We start from the raw sequence: 12,678 nt of genomic DNA, 5'->3' as shown, positions 1-12,678 counted from the left end.
ATGTGCAGCTTTGGTTGTGCTGGTTCTCTTTTTTGCCGATCAGTTTTGAATAGCTCAGAGGTATGTTGCAAGCAGACAATAAAAAACCCGGCCACAGAGGCCGGGTCTAAAGGTACGTGGGTGACCCACGAAAGAACTGCTATTGTTTCTAAGCAGCTTGAATTCAGTTATGCCGCGCGGCGGAATGACAGGCTCATGCCACCGCCACCGGAACGGTTGCGGCGACGCTCTTCCGGCGGGATGTAGACGATTGCGCTGTGTTCCGAGCAATAAGAAACACCTGCTTCAACGCGGGTGTTGCACGGGAAGATGTAGTTACCAGCATCGCCTTCTGCCCATTTGCAGCAGCCCGGACGCGGGAGAGACAAGTCAGCCATGTCGTTTTCCTTTATTCTCGCCAAGCAACAAAAGCGCTCGACCATCCTCGGGAGGAGAGGATCCGAACAGCTCTTGTTAGAAATCGGATTTATAGGCGCTTCAGACCACAACCAGGCCCAGCCCGCAAAGGGCACCCTTCAGCAAGCGCAGGCATTACATAAGCGGCATGTCACAAAATTGCAATAGTATACCTGGCATTGCGGACCTGCACTGAGTGCATACCGGGTTAATCTTTGGTAAGAATGTGCTCCGCACTAGTCTTCCGGAAGAACGCCACCGGCCTTTTGCAGTGCCTCGGGTGTATCGAGATCCAGTCGGGCAGCGGCACCGATTTCAACTTCGGCCACAAAGCCCGGATTGTCCGCAATCAGGTGACGCGCACCAACATCACCGCTCAATGACTTCAGCGCCGAGAAATAGCGCCTGTCCCAAAGAACGGGATTTCCGCGCTTTCCATCTGCGGTCGCAGTGATGATCAGGTTGTTCTTCTTCGCACCATATGCGGCAATGAGAGTGTTCAGAACCTTCGCATCAATGCGCGGCATATCACCAAGGAGAATGATCACGGCATCCGTATCGGCCTCCAGAGCGTCCATTCCGGCGCGTATTGAACCTGCCATGCCGTCAGAAAAGTCCGGATTGTGAACCACTGTGACCGGCAAATCGACAATAGGCGCAGAAACGTCATCGGCGCGATGACCCGTCACCAGAATTGTCTGGGTCAGGTCGGAATTCGTGGCGGCTTCCGCCGCGTGCCGAACGAGGGCTTTTCCGTCCAGTTCGGCAAGCAGTTTGTTGGGTCCACGCATGCGTGAGGATTTTCCGGCGGCAAGTATGACTGCAGCAATCTTCGTTGCTTCGCTTGTGCGTCTTGCCTCGCGTGGCTGTGGTCTTGTTCCGATTTCCATCAGCAAGCCTCCAACTCCCATCGCCGTAATTTCATCGGAACCCACCTCCAGGCCCGCGATCAATCGATCAAGCACCCAATCGAAGCCATTTTCCTTCGGGCTGCGGGCGCATCCGGGAGCTCCAAGCACAGGTTTGCCATCAAACTCTCCAAGCATGAGCAAATTGCCGGGATCAACCGGCATCCCAAGATGCTTGACTTTCCCTCCGGCCAGGTCCAGTCCGGCGGGTAGAACATCATGACGATCAACCACGGCTGAGGCTCCGAAGAGCACCAGAAAATCGGCCCCTTTGTCCGCCAGAGCTTTGATAGCCCGCGCCACTTCCGGCTCTGAATGGGGCACGCGTATTTCTTCAAGGATTTCGCTTTGGCTTGGTCTCAGGCGTTGTTCCAGCACCCGCCTTGTCTTGTCCATCGTCGCTGATTTGAGGTGAGGCAGCTCCGTCGCAACAAGACCGACCTTGTAGGATTTGAAGGGACGGATCCGAACAGCCTGGCGTACTGCCTCAGCAGCTGCTGCCACCTTGGCCTCGGGAACAGCGAATGAAATGATTTTCGCTGTTGCGACCATACGACCGTCTGCGACCTTCGTGTGATTGGCGAGCGTTGCGAATGTGATCGCCGGATCAATCCTGTTGGCGTTTGTTATTGCCTGTTCGTCAATCACCAGAATGCCATCCTGCTCCGCGTATAGGTTCATGCGGCCTGTCACGGCAGTATCAACGACGAGCCCCTTGCCTCTGGCTGCAAGTCCAAGACGTGTTGCGGCTTCGTCTTCGCCGATATCACCGGCTTCAAGACGGGCGACGACAACCGTGCTAACTCCGGCTGCAGACAGCTCTTTGCAGTCTTCCAGAGTAAGCACATGCCCCTTTTTCAAGGTGCGCTCGCCCAGTTTGGTCTTGTGCGCCAGAATGCAACCAGCTGCCTCTTCCGGAGGGCAAGGCCCGAATTTCATCTGGCGGTCTCCGGAGCTTTACGCAGTGCAAGAATGATGGACCCGAGCACGGCAACTGCAATTTCCTGAGGCGAGGCCGCGCCGATATCAAGTCCGATGGGGGCATCAATGCGGTCGAAATGACGGTCGGTCAGTCCGACTTCTTTAAATCTCTCAAGACGCTTGCCGTGTGTTTTTCTGCTGCCGAGTGCGCCCACATAAAAACATTCGGTCTTCAAGGCTTCGATCAACGGGAAATCGTCTATCTTCGGGTCGTGAGTTACGGCAGCCAGGGCGGTGTAGGCATCCAAGGGCGCGTCTTTGAGAACGTTTTCCGGCCAGTCAGCCTTCAATGAACTGCCTGGAAAACGGTCTTCTGTTGCAAACGCGGTCCTCGGGTCGATCACGGTAACGTCGAGACCGGCCATTTCGGCCATTGGAACAAGCGCCTGGCTGATATGAACGGCCCCGATGATCACAAGGCGGGGGGCCGGTACAGAAACCGTCAGAAAAAAGTTGCCGTGATCTGTTTCGACAGTTCCGGATTTGCCGGATCGAAACCTGCGCTCAAGTTCTTCGGCAAGCGGATCGCTGGAAAGTTTGTCATCCTTGTGCACAAGCCGCTGTGTGCCATCCGACATGTGTGTAACAAGGATCGCCGCGCAGCGGTTCTCCCGGTCTCTGTTCAACTGTTTGAGAAGAGAAAGATCCATGGTGTCACGCGCGGTCCGTTGCCAGTTTGAGGCCAAGTCCAACCAGCAGCGACCCACCTAGCCAGCGTGTGAGATCCTGAACTTTCGAGGACTTGGTCAACCGTTTTTTCACCTCGCTTGCGAACAGAACCGTCACCACGTCCGCAGATGTGAACGCGCAGTTGACGAACGTGCCGAGGATCAGAAACTGAAGCCAGATTGGAAAGCCGGCGTCCGGGCTGACGAACTGAGGAAGGAAGGCGATAAAGAAAATTGCCACTTTGGGATTGAAGACTTCAACCAGGATGCTGTCGACAAAGGCTCGGCGAACCGTTTTTTGAGGCAGGTCGGGCGTTGATCCGGCAACCATTCGTGTACGGATCATCTGCACGCCCAGGAACACCAGGTAAATGCCTCCGAGGAGCTTCAACGCAAAATAGAGCGTTGGAACGACGGTAAAAATCGCCGAAAGGCCGAAAGCTGCGGCAAAAACATGTACATAGCAGCCCAGATGTATGCCCAAAGCCGCCATGAAACCGGCTCTCTTGCCGCGTGCGATCGTTTGCGCAGCGGTATAAAGCAACGCGGGACCTGGCATATAGGCAAAGAGGGCAGTGGCGGCAGCAAAAGCGAGAAGAGTTTCAATATTGAGCACGACAGGTCCTGAAGTCAGTTGACAGGTTCAACGTAAACACGAATGCGGCCACCGCAGGAAAGCCCGACTTGCCATGCGGTTTCATCGGCAACGCCGAACTCAAGGGTGGTCGGCCGGCCGGTATCGATCACATCGATTGCCTCTGCAACGACAGCGCCTTCCACGCACCCTCCCGAGACGGATCCCTCGAAATTGCCATCTGCGTCGATCACCAGATGCGAGCCAACGGGACGAGGAGCTGAGCCCCAGGTCTCTATCACTGTGGCCAGCGCTACCGGCCGACCGGAATTCCGCCAGGCCTCCGCGGTTTTCAGAGCGTCGGGTATCGAGGATGTTTCGGTGGTCATGAAAAGCGCTCCTTCGTGAGCCCGGTTCAGTCGCGGGGCCTCCCAATATAGGCTTTTCTGACAGCTAAGAAAGTGCGCTTAAGTCCTAGTTGGCCTTGGGCGATGTGCGCGGCCTTGAATGCTAGTGGATCCCAAAGAAAAACGGCGCCGGTAGGCCCGGCGCCGATCAAGTTGGGTGGGACAATATTGTTGGGCTTTTATTCAGCGGCGACCCTCAAGGCGGGGGCAGCGCTCAGCACAGCGCCGTCGACATGGGCTTCAAAAGTCTCAAAATTGTCGACGAACATCTGAACGAGTTTCGATGCCTGAACGTCATATGCGTCCTTGTCGGCCCATGTATCCCGTGGCGTGAGCATTCTTGTCTCGACACCGGAAACTTCAACAGGAACGTCGAAACCGAAATTGGGATCCGTTCGGAATTCAGCGCCATTCAGGTTTCCGGAAAGCGCGGCCTGCAACAAAGTGCGTGTGGCCTTGATCGGCATGCGATGGCCGGTTCCGTGAGCGCCTCCTGTCCAGCCGGTGTTGACCAGCCAGCAATCGACATTGTGCTTGGCGATAAGCTCTTTCAACAAGTTGCCATACTCTGACGGATGGCGGGGCAGGAATGGTGCGCCGAAACAGGTAGAGAATGTCGCCTGGGGTTCGGTGACGCCTTTCTCGGTTCCAGCAACCTTCGCCGTGTATCCGGACAGGAAGTGATACATGGCTTGTGCCGGTGTAAGGCGCGCGATGGGCGGCATCACGCCAAACGCATCTGCCGTCAGCATGATGATGGTTTTTGGCACCGGCGCGCAGCCGGTTTCGCTTGCGTTGGAAATGAAGTGGATCGGATAGGCGGCACGTGTGTTTTCGGTCTTTGACCCGTCGTCAAAATCCGGTACCCGCGCGGCATCGAGCACGACATTTTCAAGGACTGTGCCAAAGCGCTGTGTCGTGGAATAAATCTCCGGCTCGGCTTCCTTGGACAACTTGATGGTCTTGGCATAGCAGCCGCCTTCGAAATTGAAGACACCGCTTTCGCTCCATCCGTGTTCGTCATCGCCAATCAGCGTTCGGCCAGGATCGGCTGAAAGCGTCGTTTTACCGGTGCCTGACAAACCGAAAAAAACCGCGGTGTCACCATCAGCGCCGACATTCGCCGAGCAGTGCATTGACATAATGCCCTTTGCCGGCAGCAGGTGATTGAGCATCGTGAAGACCGACTTCTTCATTTCACCGGCATAGGACGTACCCCCGATCAGAACGATCTTTCGGGTTAGGTCACAGGCAATAACAGTTTCCGAACGGCAGCCGTGTTTGTCGGGATCGGCTCTGAAGCTTGGCAGATCGACAATTGTCATCTCAGGATCGAAGCCGTCGAGTTCGCCAAGTTCTGGGCGCAGCAAAAGGTTGCGAATGAAGAGCGAATGCCAGGCATATTCGGTGAAGACGCGTACCGGTAGACGATGTGTCGCGTCGGCGCCCCCATAAAGGTCCTGTGCAAACAGCTCCTTTCCTTCCGCGTGCTGAAGAAAATCTGACAGAAGCTGATCAAACTGCGTCTTGGACATTTGTGCATTGTTGTCCCACCAGACCGTATTTCTGGTGCTTTCGTCATTCACGACGAATTTGTCTTTCGGGGATCGGCCAGTGTGAATGCCGGTTTCGGCAACGATTGCACCACCGGCTGCAAGCCGGGTTTCACCGCGAGAAAGAGAATATTCGTAAAGTGTAGGCGCGTTCTGGTTCCAATAGAGCGCTTTCAGGCCCTTGAAACCAAAAATATCGCAACCTTTGGAAGGATTCCTGACACCGACTTCTTTCATGTTCCCGCAGTCCTCGTGATGTGGGCGTGTTTGTCGCTGCCGGACAAGCAAAAAAGTGAACAGATCCGGCGTTGAGGGCTGCGAACCTAGTGGAATGCCCAAGGGGCAGCAAGACCACCAAAAGTGCTATGTCATTGTTTAATCGATTAAAATCCTACGTTTATTTTCCAATGTTTAATTTGGAATGCGAATAAAAAACCGAAACCTTCGGAATGTTCGGATTGGCGGAAAATTCGAAAGAAAACGCGCCAAACTCGCGTATCAATGTTCTCGAATCTGCGTCCGTACTCTTTGCCTGGTCGCGTCTAAGTCCTTTATTGGCCACGTCGTCCGCGACATCTTGAATTTTCTCGGCGCGCACTCCATCAATGCTTTCGATTAGGGCGACTTTCAAATTTTCAACGCATCTCTTCATGCGGTTTGCCTTAATTTATGCGCATTTAGCAGGCCAAACGCTGTGTGATACACTAAAGCTTGCCATCGGTGCGTAGCCGGAAATGGAAAAACAAAGCATGCCGACAATTGCCTTGGTCGATGACGACCGTAATATTTTGACTTCAGTCTCAATTGCGCTGGAGGCGGAAGGTTATCGCGTCCAGACTTATACCGATGGAACATCGGCTTTGGATGGATTGCAGACCGACCCGCCGGAGCTGGCGATCTTCGATATCAAGATGCCGCGCATGGACGGGATGGAGTTGCTTCGCCGGCTTCGCCAGAACTCCGATTTACCGGTTATCTTCCTGACATCGAAAGATGATGAGATCGACGAGTTGTTCGGTCTGAAGATGGGCGCAGACGATTTTATCCGCAAACCGTTTTCGCAGCGTCTACTGGTCGAGCGTGTCCGCGCGGTGTTGCGCCGGGCGCAGCCAAAGGATGCCTCCGCCCCGCGTGACGACGCCGACAAACTGCTGGAACGCGGCCAGCTTGTTATGGATCAGGAGCGGCACACCTGCACCTGGAACAACAAGCCGGTCACGCTAACGGTCACCGAATTCCTGATCCTGTCCGCCCTGGCGCAGCGCCCGGGTGTCGTAAAAAGCCGAAACGCTTTGATGGATGCAGCCTATGATGATCAGGTCTATGTCGACGACCGGACCATTGACAGCCACATCAAACGACTCCGGAAAAAGTTCAAGGTTGTTGACGACGACTTCGACATGATCGAAACACTTTATGGTGTTGGCTACCGGTTCCGGGAAGCCTGACTGGACGGTGAAGGTCCAAATACCTTAGAGCGAGCCTGAATGGCGGTTGAAAGCGAGAGCGTCGAAGTCGGCACGGCAACTGAACCTGCAAACGGTTCGGAGCGCTCGCGCTTGCGCCGGCTCGGCAACAAGCGCATCCGAAGACGTCTTCTCAATCAGCTGGGCCGAATCTTCGGAACTTATGTCCTTTCGTCTCTGACGCGCCGGATCATCGCGATCAACCTTGTCGGTCTGCTGGCGCTCGTGATCGGCATTTTGTACCTCAATCAGTTTCGCGCGGGTCTGATTGATGCCCGTGTTCAAAGCCTGCTCACACAAGGTGAAATCATTGCTGGCGCGATTGCAGCCTCGGCCACGGTCGATACAGGCACAATCACCGTAGATCCTGAGCGCCTGTTGCAGCTGCAGGCCGGCGAAAGCATTACGCCGACAACGGATGATCTCGACAGTCTGGACTTTCCGATCAATCCCGAACGTGTTGGCCCGGTACTGCGCCGTCTGATTTCGCCGACAAAGACCCGTGCCAGGATCTATGACCCTGAAGGCATCCTGATCCTTGATTCCCGGCATCTTTATTCCAGCGCTCAGATCCTGCGTTTTGACCTGCCGCCGCCAACGGCCGAGGAAGAAGGCTTCTGGAATGCGCTCTGGCAATGGACCAAGCGCTGGCTTCAGCAGGGTGACCTGCCGCTTTATCAGGAAGTTGGGGGAGGCGACGGTCGGGCGTATCCGGAAGTCGAAGCGGCGCTTGCCGGGTCACCGGCGAGTGTGACGCGAATCTCCCAAAGGGGGGAGTTGATTGTCTCGGTTTCCGTTCCGATACAGAGGTTCCGTGCGGTCTTGGGAGCATTGCTGCTCTCCACACAGGGTGGCGATATTGATGCCATCGTACGGGCCGAGCGAATAGCGATCATCAGGGTCTTCCTGTTTGCGGCTACCGTGACGATCCTGTTGTCTATCCTGCTGGCAGGAACGATCGCCGGACCGGTGCGCCGCCTCGCCGCGGCAGCCGACCGCGTGCGGCGAGGGTCTTCGGCTTCGCGCGAGGAGATCCCGGATTTTTCAGATCGTCAGGATGAAATCGGCCATCTGGCTCGTTCATTCCGTGAAATGACAAATGCACTCTACGACAAGATCGATGCAATTGAGCGGTTCGCGGCGGATGTTGCGCATGAATTGAAGAACCCGCTGACCTCTCTGCGCAGTGCCGTTGAAACGCTGCCGCTGGCAAAGTCGAAAAACTCCCAGGATCGGCTGATGGAGGTCATTCAGCACGATGTCCGCCGTCTCGACCGGTTGATCAGCGATATTTCCGACGCCTCGCGTCTTGATGCTGAGCTTGCCAGGATCCAGGCCGAAACCATCGACATCGCGGAATTGCTGCGCAACATGGCAGACGCGGCCAATCAGATGGCCGGTTCTGAAGGTGCCAGTGTCAAGTTGGCGGTCGCAGATGCACAAGGGGTCAAGCCTTATGAAATGCAAGGCCATGATATTCGCCTGGGTCAGGTCATGAGCAACCTTCTTGACAATGCTCGTTCGTTTTCACCTCCAAGCGGAACAGTTCGGGTTGACCTCAGCCGGGAGGGGCGTGGGTTCAAGATCATGGTCGATGACGACGGCCCCGGCATCCGCGCAGAAAACACCGACCGGATTTTTGAACGCTTCTATACCGACCGGCCAGACGGGGAAGGGTTCGGAAACAATTCAGGTCTCGGCCTGTCGATTTCACGGCAGATCATCGAGGCGCATGGCGGCACCTTGACGGCGACGAATCGAATTGAGCAGGGCGCGGATGGCAGCCAGAAAATCGCCGGAGCAAGGTTTGCTATTTATCTGCCGCTTGGACCGGGTAAGTGACAGCCGGTGCAGTCCATGCGAATTGCGCCATTGTCGGCACGATCGGATTGCTGATCCGGGGAGATGCCGGAAGCGGCAAGACGTCGCTGTGTGACCTCTTGATAGAAGTGGCCTTGTCGCGGGGAAACTTCGGGCGCCTCGTCTCTGACGACTACGTTCATTTGAGTGTGCAGGGTGCGCGGCTTATCGCTGAAGCGCCAGAGACGATCCGCGGGCGAATGGAAGTGCGTGGTTTCGGACTTGTCGAACAGGCTTTTGAACGCCGAGCACAGGTGCACCTTGTTATCGACCTTCAGCCTTTGCAGGAACTGGAACGTTTGCCTGAAAGCTGCCTGGACCATGTGGTGCTGGAGGGCATCCAGCTTCCGGTCCTCAAATGTCCAGCCGATCAGCCTTTCAACAGCATGCGCATGATACGCTGGGCCCTTCGCAAGCTGCTTCCCGGCAACCTTGATTATATTTAAGGGATCGAAGGTCTTTTTTGCTTGCATGTCTGCAAACGGTTGAAGAGAGTGCATCAGACTGATAAACGCCCGGCGCGTTCCGGGTTCTGACCGGAACTCTGAGCAGATAACACACGATAGTCAGGCCGAACGACACATGATTGGACTAGTACTTGTGACCCACGGGCGTCTCGCCGAGGAATTCAAGGCGGCGCTGGAGCATGTTGTCGGGCCCCAGGAACAGGTCGAAACCATTTCCATTGGTCCGGATGATGATATGGAACAGCGTCGGCAGGACATTTTGACGGCGGTCGAAGCGGCCAATTCCGGCAAGGGCGTGGTTTTGCTGACCGATATGTTCGGCGGAACACCCTCAAACCTGGCAATCTCGGTCATGGACAGTAAGTCTGTTGAAGTGGTTGCGGGGGTCAATCTGCCCATGCTCATCAAGCTGGCCAGTGTCAGGGCAGACCGCGAGTTGGCAGACGCCGTCGATGAGGCCCGCCAGGCAGGGCAAAAATACATTTCCGTTGCAAGTCAGGTGCTGTCGGGACAGAACTAATAAAAAAAACATGACAACAGACACACCGTTGGAAAGAGATCTCACCATTGTCAACCGACGCGGCCTTCATGCGCGGGCTTCGGCTAAACTTGTGAAACTGGTCGAAACCTTCGAGGCTGATGTCAATGTGTCCAAAGATGGTCAGACCGTCGGTGGCACGTCGATTATGGGATTGATGATGTTGGCTGCCAGCCCGGGGTGCTGCATCAAGGTCTGCGTTGCCGGTGTTGACGCTGAAGAGGCTTTGACTGCGATTTCAGAATTGGTTGAAAGCGGCTTCGGCGAGACCGACTGAACTTATTGCCCATTCCGCAACTTCGGGCCATTCCCGTCAGCTTTATTGAGGAGAACGATGGCAGGTAACTCCGAAGACCGATTGATTTCATCTGCAACGGCGGTTTTGACCCATATTCACGAAGCGCTCGAGCTTGAGTTCGGATTTGAACTCTGGGACGGAAGCCGCGTGCCTGCAGGAATGCCGGAAGATGGAATGCGGATCGCACTCGGTCAAACGGCGCTGACGCGATTGTTGCGCCGTCCCGGCATCAAGACAGTTGTAGATCTGTACTCGGAAGGCAGGATCGATCCGCGCGGTGGCACGATTTTCGATTTCGCGGACAAGAGGCCCAAGGTCAAAGGCCGAGAAATTCGGAAGCGGCTCAGGAAGAGGTTGCTTTTGAAAAACGCATTGCCACTGCTATTGGGCGGCAATGCCGGTAAGGGGCAGACCGACGGTTTGGACGCTGGGCGTGCAGCAGACCGCAGCTCAGGCAGTCGAAAGGACGACATTGCCTTTCACTATGATGTTTCCAATGACTTCTATCGGCTCTTTCTCGATCCGGAGATGGTCTACACTTGCGCCTATTTCACCGACTGGTCGAACGATCTGGCGACAGCGCAAAGAGACAAGCTGGACATGATTTGCCGCAAACTGCGGCTGAAGCCCGGTGAGCGCATGCTCGATATCGGCTGTGGTTGGGGAGCGCTTATCTGTCACGCTGCCGAACACTATGGCGTCAACGCTGTTGGGGTCACGTTGGCCGAAGAGCAGCTGAAACTCGCCGAGGAACGGATCAAAGAGCGCGGACTGGAAGACAAGGTCACGGTCAAGCTGATCGACTATCGCGAGATGGAGGGCAAGTTCGACAAGATTTCTTCCATCGGAATGTTCGAAGCTGTCGGTCTCGACAACTATGACAACTATTTCCAGAGCGTGCATCGCCTTATGAAGCCGCGCGGACTTTACCTCCACCATGCAATCACCAGGCGCGGCAAGAAGGATTTGAAGGCCTTTCGCCGCAAGAAGCCGGAATATCAGGCGCTTGTGCGTTACATCTTCCCTGGTGGCGAGGTTGACCATATCGGTTGGACTTTGACCAATCTCGAGGCTCATGGCTTTGAGGTGCACGATGTGGAAGCCTGGCGCGAGCACTACGCCAGAACCACGCGGCTGTGGGCCGAGAACCTGATGGCGGTGAAGGATGCTGCCATAGCGGAAATTGGCGAAGAGAAATACCGTCTTTGGTTGGCCTATCTGATCGGCGTTTCGCTGGGATTTGAACGCGGCTCGATTGGAATTTTTCAGACGGTGACCTCCCGGCGAACCAAAGGCCTGTCCGGCATGCCGCCGACACGTGAAGACCTCTACCGAAATTAAGGTCAGTTCGTCATGTGCAGCCCGTCCCGTCTCGCATGTCTTTTGTCGATTGTCAGCGTTGTTTTCCTGCAGCCACTGCAGGCGCACTCAACAGACGATCTGGAAGAGCTACTTCGTGACATCTACGGGCCGGACTGTTCGGCGCTTGGCCCGGCTCGGGTGCTCTATGTCCAGACACCTGATGCGAAGGCTTGGCTGACCTGTGGCGAGGAACGTCCATCTGGTCCACCGACCACGCCGGACAGTCGCTTTCTGACCGCTTCGCTCGGCAAGCTGTTTTTGTCCGTTGCCCTGTTGCAGCTCAACGAAAAGGGCCTTCTGGATGTTGATGACAAAGTGTCAAAATGGCTGCCGTCTGACATTGCTGACGTTCTGGATGGCAAGGATCATCTGACCATTGCTCATCTGCTCACCATGACGAGTGGGCTGCCGGACTATCTGGATGAAGCGTATTATCTGGAAAGCCTGAGAAGGGTCGTGGCTGGCGAGACCGCCAAAGAGGTTCTTCACTGGGCAGCTGGAACGATCGCGGATGAGAAGCATCTTTTTGCTCCTGGGAACGCGTATGACTATTCGAATACAAACTATCTGCTGGCGCAAATCATTCTTGAAGAGGCAACCGGCTCTTCGATGAACAAGGTTTTCGCTCAAAACATTTTCTTACCGATCGGTATCAAAAATGTGCAGGTACTCGGGTTCGGTTTAGGGCCGGAAGACTTTGTTCAGGGCAATGAGGATTTCGGCGGCGGCCTCCAGTCTGTTGATGACTTGCTCTTAGGTTTCGGGTTCGGCGATGGTGGACTGGTAGCAAGCGCTGAAGACATCGCCGCATTCTATTTTGCCCTTTTTAACGAAAGGGACGTCTTGAACCAGGAAAGTGTCATGCGTCTGCTGCAAGACCCGATCGGTGAGGGCTATGGCATGGGAATTGAAATTGAAACCGAGCCTGATCTGGGACAGGTGGTAGGCCACTCGGGCGGAGATGTCGGGTTTTCCGCTGATGTGCGCCATGTTGCGGACCGTGGTGTGACAGTCGTTTACCTTTCTGCTGAAGCCAATGATGATGTTTCCGTAACCTTCGACATTCTCACTGAACTGCTGAACTGAGATCAGGTAAGGAAATTTAAATGATATAAAGAATTCTTTATATCTTTATTGCGTCATGTTCGTGAGGCGGGTATAAACCGCCGCAGGATTTCCGGAAGGTTTTCCGGAAATCAG

13 protein-coding genes are annotated in these 12,678 nt (G+C 55.2%); 7 read left to right on the top strand and 6 right to left on the bottom strand.

Translation table 11 applies throughout. The annotated features are described in order from the left end of the window. Positions 1–167: 167 nt before the first annotated feature. The 6 genes from Q0835_RS14460 to Q0835_RS14435 form a co-directional block, all read right to left on the bottom strand. Positions 168–377 (bottom strand): hypothetical protein, encoded by a 210-nt coding sequence (locus tag Q0835_RS14460; protein ID WP_298818869.1) that lies wholly within the window; start codon positions 375–377, stop codon positions 168–170. A 255-nt stretch (positions 378–632) separates the two neighbouring features. Continuing rightward, entirely contained in the window at positions 633–2,243 is a 1,611-nt protein-coding gene (locus Q0835_RS14455; RefSeq protein WP_298962333.1) for a molybdopterin-binding/glycosyltransferase family 2 protein, read from the bottom strand. After that, a complete protein-coding gene (locus Q0835_RS14450; RefSeq protein ID WP_298962330.1) occupies positions 2,240–2,935 on the bottom strand; it encodes an XdhC family protein in 696 nt (231 codons plus the stop codon). Before Q0835_RS14450 ends, Q0835_RS14455 begins: the two co-directional genes overlap by 4 nt. Before the next feature lie 4 nt (positions 2,936–2,939). Then, positions 2,940–3,569, bottom strand: coding sequence for a LysE family translocator (locus Q0835_RS14445; protein ID WP_298962327.1), 630 nt, complete (start codon positions 3,567–3,569; stop codon positions 2,940–2,942). A gap of 14 nt (positions 3,570–3,583) precedes the next feature. Continuing rightward, positions 3,584–3,916, bottom strand: coding sequence for an XdhC family protein (locus Q0835_RS14440; RefSeq protein WP_298818877.1), 333 nt, complete (start codon positions 3,914–3,916; stop codon positions 3,584–3,586). Positions 3,917–4,113: 197 nt separating this feature from the next. After that, a complete protein-coding gene (locus tag Q0835_RS14435) occupies positions 4,114–5,724 on the bottom strand; it encodes a phosphoenolpyruvate carboxykinase (RefSeq protein ID WP_298962324.1) in 1,611 nt (536 codons plus the stop codon). Between the two features lie 512 nt (positions 5,725–6,236). Between Q0835_RS14435 and Q0835_RS14430 the strand changes: the two genes are divergently transcribed. From Q0835_RS14430 to Q0835_RS14400, 7 genes are all read left to right on the top strand, one after another. Further along, positions 6,237–6,935, top strand: a complete 699-nt coding sequence (locus tag Q0835_RS14430) for a response regulator transcription factor (RefSeq protein WP_298818881.1) — start codon at positions 6,237–6,239, stop codon at positions 6,933–6,935. A 39-nt stretch (positions 6,936–6,974) separates the two neighbouring features. Further along, on the top strand, positions 6,975–8,795 hold the full coding sequence (locus tag Q0835_RS14425; protein ID WP_298962321.1) for a sensor histidine kinase: 1,821 nt from the start codon (positions 6,975–6,977) through the stop codon (positions 8,793–8,795). Further along, positions 8,792–9,259 (top strand): HPr kinase/phosphatase C-terminal domain-containing protein, encoded by a 468-nt coding sequence (locus Q0835_RS14420; RefSeq protein WP_298962318.1) that lies wholly within the window; start codon positions 8,792–8,794, stop codon positions 9,257–9,259. The genes Q0835_RS14425 and Q0835_RS14420 overlap by 4 nt, the downstream gene beginning before the upstream one ends. A gap of 136 nt (positions 9,260–9,395) precedes the next feature. Then, positions 9,396–9,800 (top strand): PTS sugar transporter subunit IIA, encoded by a 405-nt coding sequence (locus tag Q0835_RS14415; protein ID WP_298818887.1) that lies wholly within the window; start codon positions 9,396–9,398, stop codon positions 9,798–9,800. A gap of 10 nt (positions 9,801–9,810) precedes the next feature. Next, on the top strand, positions 9,811–10,095 hold the full coding sequence (locus tag Q0835_RS14410) for an HPr family phosphocarrier protein (RefSeq protein WP_298818889.1): 285 nt from the start codon (positions 9,811–9,813) through the stop codon (positions 10,093–10,095). A gap of 57 nt (positions 10,096–10,152) precedes the next feature. Next, entirely contained in the window at positions 10,153–11,457 is a 1,305-nt protein-coding gene (locus Q0835_RS14405) for a class I SAM-dependent methyltransferase (protein WP_298962315.1), read from the top strand. A 12-nt stretch (positions 11,458–11,469) separates the two neighbouring features. Further along, positions 11,470–12,564, top strand: a complete 1,095-nt coding sequence (locus Q0835_RS14400; protein WP_298818893.1) for a serine hydrolase domain-containing protein — start codon at positions 11,470–11,472, stop codon at positions 12,562–12,564. Positions 12,565–12,678: the final 114 nt, after the last annotated feature.

It is taken from the genome of uncultured Roseibium sp. (assembly GCF_947499295.1).
Classification (GTDB): Bacteria; Pseudomonadota; Alphaproteobacteria; order Rhizobiales; family Stappiaceae; genus Roseibium.
Note: the sequence above shows the minus strand (reverse complement) of the source record. Positions and strands in the feature narration are given on the sequence as shown.